At 66.0% G+C, this 6,208-nt stretch carries 6 protein-coding genes and 2 tRNA genes; 5 read left to right on the top strand and 3 right to left on the bottom strand.

Annotation, left to right across the window (positions count from 1 at the left end; all coding sequences use genetic code 11):
- Positions 1-506, top strand: a 506-nt coding sequence (locus AC1D00_RS22215; protein ID WP_477012135.1) for a DUF2778 domain-containing protein, incomplete at its 5' end; no start/stop codon positions are given.
- Positions 507-533: 27 nt separating this feature from the next.
- Here AC1D00_RS22215 and AC1D00_RS22210 read toward each other — a convergent pair.
- From AC1D00_RS22210 to AC1D00_RS22200, 3 genes are all read right to left on the bottom strand, one after another.
- A complete protein-coding gene (locus AC1D00_RS22210) occupies positions 534-1,877 on the bottom strand; it encodes a caspase family protein (RefSeq protein WP_477012134.1) in 1,344 nt (447 codons plus the stop codon).
- A gap of 110 nt (positions 1,878-1,987) precedes the next feature.
- Entirely contained in the window at positions 1,988-2,626 is a 639-nt protein-coding gene (locus AC1D00_RS22205) for a glutathione binding-like protein (protein WP_477012133.1), read from the bottom strand.
- Positions 2,627-2,638: 12 nt separating this feature from the next.
- The gene (locus AC1D00_RS22200; protein WP_477012132.1) at positions 2,639-3,232 is read right to left on the bottom strand and encodes a cysteine hydrolase family protein; all 594 of its coding nucleotides are present in this window, start codon (positions 3,230-3,232) and stop codon (positions 2,639-2,641) included.
- A gap of 128 nt (positions 3,233-3,360) precedes the next feature.
- Here AC1D00_RS22200 and AC1D00_RS22195 point away from each other — a divergent pair, with 128 nt between their 5' ends.
- The 4 genes from AC1D00_RS22195 to AC1D00_RS22180 all read left to right on the top strand — a co-directional run bounded on the left by AC1D00_RS22195 (position 3,361) and on the right by AC1D00_RS22180 (position 6,014).
- Positions 3,361-4,194, top strand: a complete 834-nt coding sequence (locus tag AC1D00_RS22195) for a LysR family transcriptional regulator (protein WP_477012131.1) — start codon at positions 3,361-3,363, stop codon at positions 4,192-4,194.
- A 191-nt stretch (positions 4,195-4,385) separates the two neighbouring features.
- A tRNA-Ala gene (locus AC1D00_RS22190) sits at positions 4,386-4,453 on the top strand.
- Positions 4,454-4,457: 4 nt separating this feature from the next.
- A tRNA-Asn gene (locus AC1D00_RS22185) sits at positions 4,458-4,523 on the top strand.
- Positions 4,524-4,862: 339 nt separating this feature from the next.
- Positions 4,863-6,014, top strand: coding sequence for a slipin family protein (locus tag AC1D00_RS22180; protein ID WP_477012130.1), 1,152 nt, complete (start codon positions 4,863-4,865; stop codon positions 6,012-6,014).
- Positions 6,015-6,208: the final 194 nt, after the last annotated feature.

Genomic DNA, 6,208 nt, shown 5'->3' with positions numbered 1-6,208 from the left:
AGCTCTGGGGCAAGCGCGAGCCCTCCGGCGGGCTGCTGGCCTATGCCTCGGCCGATGCCAGCGTGACCGCATCTATCGCGCCGAGGGAGCAGAACCCCATGCTCGGCGGTTCGGCGCCCTATGAGCGCGACACCGCGGTCTACGACATCACCGCCAAGATGGTTTATCTGCCCGACGGCACCAAGCTCGAGGCGCATTCCGGCCTCGGCTCCAATCTCGACGATCCCCGTTCCTCGCGCGTCCGCATGCGCGGCGTGACGCCGCCGCACATCTACACGCTGAAGCCGCGCGAGGCGCTGTTCCACGGCGTGCCGGCGCTGCGCCTGACCCCGATCGGCGGCGAGAGCGCGATCTACGGCCGCGACGGCCTGCTCGCGCACACCTTCATGCTCGGGCCGAACGGTGACTCCAACGGCTGCGTGTCGTTCAAGGACTACTACGCGTTCCTCGACGCCTACCGCAACAAGGGCATCCGCAAGCTCGCGGTGCTGGCGCGGGTGGATTGAGGCGCTCGCGGGCGCCGTTCCGGAGCTCTATCGCTTCACGAAGGTGAAAGTGCAGGGACGAAGCTCGTTGCGCTTGCCGCTGCCGCGGGTGCGCTCGAATTGCGCGTCGATCGTGTACGCATAGGGCGAGCCGGGCGGCGCATTGTTGACTGTATAGGTGCTCTGGCCTGTCAGGCCCCGGGCACTCAGCGTGGTCTTTCCGTCGGGTGGTATCTGGCCGTCGATCAGAAGCGTGTTGGTCGTTCGCTGGTCCGGATCTTCGGCGTGTAACACGCCGTTCGTGACGGTGGCTGACAGGGCCCTCGTGTAGCCCTGTGCCTTGCCGGAAGAGGTGCAGCTCACGGTGACGTCCCACTTGCCGTCAAAGTTCTTGGTCTCGCCGGATGCCGGCGCAAGCGCCGTCTTCTGTTTGAGGCCTTCAATTCGCGCCCTGGCGAGGGTGGCGAAGATGCAATTCGGGAATCGGGCGAGATGGTCTTCGTAGGCACCCAGCGTGCCGATGCCATCCGCAGCCTTCCAATGGGCCTCTGCGGCCGCGCAGGGATCAGGCCGCGGCGCGGCTTGCGGGGCCGCTGGCGCGACCGTGACCGACACCGGCCCGTTCAGGTAGAACTTGCCGATGATCGAGAGCGACAGCTCCGGCAGCTGGGTCTTGCCGCTGCTGTCATAGACGTCGCTGCTGATGTCGCGAAAGACGTCGCCGATCTCCTGCGGCTCCTCGATGTGCTTCAGGAACGCCGTCGTGTAGGGGCTGTTGCGACCGGTGCCGTCGGCGGCGACCTGCCCTGATTGTGTCGAGAACGACACGATCGTGCCGCGCGGCGCTTCGACCTTCGACAGCCCGCGTCCGATCGAGGCGGCGCGCGTCATGCCGGCGGAGCGCTTCAGGCTTTCCGCCAGCGGATTGTCGCGGCAGGAATCGAGCACGAGGATGCGCAGGTTCTTGGCCTGCTGCAAATCGTTCACGATGTCGTCGACCCGCACGAAGCGCTTGAGGTCGGCTTCATCCGTCAGCACGGCATCGACGGGCATCAGATAGTTCACGCCGTTGTACTGCATCGCGTGGCCGCTGTAGTAGAACATGGCGACGTCGGCCCGGCTCGCGGCGCGCGCGAAGCGGATGGTCAGGTCCTGCATGTCGGCCTGGCGCAGGTCGATGCCCTGAAGCACCTCGAAACCGCTGCGCTTGAGCGAGCTTGCTACGTCTTCGGCATCGTGCGACGGGTTGGGAAGCTGCGCCGTCGAGGCATAGGCACCGTTGCCGATCACCAGCGCCACCCGCGTCTCCGCCGATGCGGGACCCAGGCACAGCCAGCACGCGAGGAAAGTCAGGCAGAGTTCGGCCAGGCAAAATCTGGAAAGAGCACGCATGAATGCCCTCCAAGGAAATATTGAAAAATATCCCTCCAGATTAGCGCATGCCGCGCGGGCATCAATGCCCTCGCTGTGGAACCGTCAGATTGGTCGTCCGTGACATCCTGTCACGCCCGGCTCGCGTCGACGGTCTTGCGTAGCGTCATCTCGGTGGCGATCGCCTCCCTCACGGCGGGCCGCGCCTGCATGCGTTCGAGATAGGCCGACAGGGATGGCCATTGCGCGACGTCGACCCCCGCGGGCCGCAGCAGCAGCAAGGCCCAGGTGAGGTGGGCATCCGCGACGGTGAAGCGGTGACCGACGAGGAATTCGCGGCCCGCAAGGTGCGCTGATGGTACCGACAATGTCTGCGCGATGCGGGCACGCGGCTTGGCGAGCGAGCCGTCGTCCTTGTACCAGAAGGTCGGAAACAGGAACGCCTTGTGGATCTCGGTGCCAATGAAGCTCAGCCATTCCTGGAGGCGATAGCGATCGGGATCGCCGAACTGCGGCGCGAGCCCCGTCTCCGGCTTCAGATCAGCGATGTATTGCAGCACCGCCGCGCTCTCGGTCAGCCGTTCGCCGTTCTCCAGCACCAGGACCGGCACCGCGCCCTTCGGCGAGGCGCCGCGGAAATCGCTGCCGTCGTCCACGACCTGCTTCGTCAAGAGATGCACCTGATGATAGCGCGCATCGAGGCCGGCTTCCAACAGCGCGATGCGGCTCGCAAGCGAGCAGGCCATCGGCGAGAAATAGAGTTGCAGCATCGCGTTGCTCCGTTATTTCAGCGCATCGCCGCGCGCGATGATCGCGAAGCGGTCGGATAGCTCGGCGAGTGCAACCTCGTGGATGGTCCGGGCGTCCAGCGTGCCGCCGCGGCCGTCGGGCAGGTCGCGCGTGGCGCAGGCGTCGGCGTCGATGGTCGTACGAAAGCCGAGGTCGAGCGCGGCACGGGCGGTGGAGCTGACGCACATATGCGTCATGAAGCCGGCCAGCACGATGTTCTTCCTGTCGGTTGCGGCAAGGCGCGCCTGCAAATCAGTGCCGGCAAACGCATTCGGCAACTCCTTCTCGATCACCAGCTCGCCGGCACGGGGGCTCAGCTCGGCGACGATGGCGCCGCGCTCAGCGCCGCGATCGAACAGGCTGCCGGCCTTGCCGCGATGGGCGATATGGATGATCGCGGCTCCGCTCTCGCGTGCCCGTGCAAGGAGCGCAGCCGCCCGCGCGATCGCAGGTCCCGCGTCGGGCAAAGCGAGAGGACCTGCGAGATATTCGTTCTGGATATCGATCAGCACCAGCGCGGCGTCGCCAAGACGCGGCAGGTTGAGATCGGCACCGGCGAGCTGCAGCAGGGTCTTTGCGGTCGTCATGGTTTTGGAAATCTCCGGAGCAAAAGGCTCTGCGAACATAGCCCCGGGAATGCCTGCCGATATGCAGGGATATTGCAGCGGGTGGCTGCAATATTGCAGGCTGCGCCCGGCCGGTATAACCTCGCGCAATGAACTGGGACGATCTGCGCATCATCGCTGCCGTCAGGGACGAGGGCACCTACGCCGGCGCCAGCGCGCGGCTGCGCATCGACGAGACGACGGTCGGGCGCAGGCTGTCGCGCATCGAGCGTGCGCTCGGTTTGCGTCTGTTCGAGGCCGCCGACGGCGTCCGCAGGCCGACGCGGAGTTGCGAGGCGGTGCTGGCGCATGTCGAGGTGATGGCCGCACATGCCGCCGAGATCGGTCGCGTCGGCGAGAGCCTGGCAGGTCCGGTGGGACGCCTGCGCATCGCCTCCACCAACACGGTCGCCGAGGAGGTGCTGTCGCCGCGCGCGAGCGACTTCCTGCGCGCCAATCCCGGCCTGACGCTGCAATTCCTCACCTCGAGCGAGAACGTCAAGTTCTCGCGCTGGGAGGCCGATCTCGCCATCCGGCTGCGCAAACCCGACAAGGGCGACTTCGCGATCTCCAGGCTCGGCGATGTCAAGCTCCATTATTTCGAGCCTGCTACGACCGAGGGCGAGCCGCTGCTGTGCGCCTATCCGGACGAACTCGGTGCCATTCCCGAGATGCAATTTCTGCGCACGAAGAAAGCTCGCGCGCGCTGCGTCACCGACAACGTTCGCGTCATCCGTAATCTGATCCGCGCGCATCAGGCCGCCGGCGTGTTGCCGGAGTATAGTTGCGCGGACTTGCTCGGCGATCGCCGCCTGCGTGCCACGCTGCTGCCGAAGCGGCGCGACGTCTGGCTGCTCGTGCAGAACCACCTCAAGCGCGACGCCGCAACGCGCGTGACGATCGACTGGGTGAGGGCGTGTTTCCAGGAGATGTCGCGCAGTTGACGTCACGTCGCGGTGTGACGATCGCGTCACAGCGCAAGGCGCGTGGCGAAAAATCTCAGCTTTCCCCCTTGCACCCCGAACGTGCTTCGTCTATTAGCCCGCTCCTTCGCTAGGCCATGGGTTCGGGCTCGTGAGATCCCGACTGGCGCGATCCGGTTTCCGGTCTCGTGTTCCGCCGAACGAAGAAAACCGCAGGACGTAGCTCATGGAGAGCGTCGGGTTGCACCCGAAGGTATCGGTTCGATTCCGGTCTCTTGCACAAAGGATAGCTCAGTTTGGTAGAGCAGATGACTGTTAATCATCGTGACGCGGGTTCGAATCCCGCTCCAGCGCTCCGTTTCAGCCTGAAAAGCTGATACCTCTGACGAGGACCGGACGCGCGCTTCAGTCGCAGTCCGGCCGTTTTGCCGAAAGGCTTTCCGTCCGAACCTGGACACTGTGAGACCGGCTTTGCGCCGCGGGTAGATACCGCTTGCGCTGATGCCGGGTGGCTCCGCATGACCGCTCGACACGCGTCGAGCGATCGCGCGCGTGCGCCCGTCGTCATGCAAGCTCAAGCCCTGGCCCGCCGATTTCCCGGGAAGCGTCGTCCGCGTCCTCACGTCCTTTGCAAATGAAACCAGCTGTCCGGCCGCGTTTGGCCGGAGGCAACATGAAGGAGGCGTGTCATGACCTGGCACTTGCTGACGCTGAACGTGACGGTGAAGGATGGCGAGCGTGCGTTGCTCACGCGCAACGGGCAGCTCGTGCGCGTGCTCGCGCCCGGCAAGCATCGCCTGTTCGATCCCCTGCACGAGCTGAAGGCCGAGGTGCTCGATGTGGTCCGCAGCGAATTCCCTGCGGATCGCTACGCGGTGCTGAAGGCCGCGCGGCCCGATCTTGCCGCCGATCTGTTCGAGGCGGTCGAGACCAAGGCGGACGAGATCGCCATCGTCAGCCTCGACGGCCGGCCCGTGCATCYGATGACGCCCTGGCAGGTGCGCGTCTACTGGAAGGTCGCGACCCGCATCGATGTCGAGCGCATCGATGTGTCCGCTGATCCCCGTGTTGGCGCGCGGCACCTGACCATGATCGAGCGTAACCGCTCGACCGTCGTGATGGAAGCGGTGGTCGAGAACCACGAGGCGGGCCTGCTCTATGTCGAGGGTCGGCTCGTGAAGCGGCTTGCGCCCGGCCGGCACGCCTTCTGGACCGTCGGCCGCAAGATCGAGGTGAAGCGCCTCGACCTGCGGCCCCAGGCGGTCGAGATCACCGCGCAGGAGATGCTGACCAAGGACCGCATCGCGCTGCGGGTGACGCTGACGGCGTTCCGCCGGATCGTCGATCCCGAGCGGACGGTTGCGACCGTGCCGGACGTGGATGCGTGGCTGTACCGCCTGGTGCAGTTCGCGATCCGCGAGGCGGTTGCGGGCCGGACGCTGGACGAGGTGCTGTCTGCGAAGGCGGCGCTGGATGCGGAGCTGCGCGACTATGTGCGCGCACGCGTCGCGGAGTCCGGCGTCGAGGTGACCGACCTCGGCGTCAAGGATGTGATCCTGCCCGGCGAGATCCGGGAGCTGGTGAACAAGGTGGTGGAGGCGGAGCGGGTTGCGAAGGCGAACCTGATCCGTCGGCAGGAGGAGACCGCGGCGACGCGTTCGCTCCTGAACACCGCCCGCCTGATGGAGGAGAACCCCCTGCTGCTGCGGCTCAAGGAGCTGGAGTCGCTGGAGCGGCTGGTCGAGAAGGTCGGCCGCATCGACCTCCATGCCGGCAACGGCGAGGGCCTCGATGCCCTCCTGACCCGGCTCGTGCGCCTCAAGGCGCCCGAGAGCGCGTGAAGCAGAAGGGCCGCCCACGGGCGGCCCTTCACTCCGTTGTCCTCGCTTGCGGTGAACGCGCATGCGGGCCGGTGCGACCAAAATCCTGCGAGGGGATTGCGCGCCCGCAAAGGTTGCGTAATCTCGCGATGACGATCACGGTCTTGATCAGGGCAGGCCCATGACCACTCTTGCGCAAACGATCGGCCCCTCGG

It is taken from the genome of Bradyrhizobium sp. P2_E8, assembly GCF_056403875.1.
The sequence above is the reverse complement of the archived record's forward strand: the minus strand, read 5'-3'. Positions and strand labels throughout refer to the sequence as shown.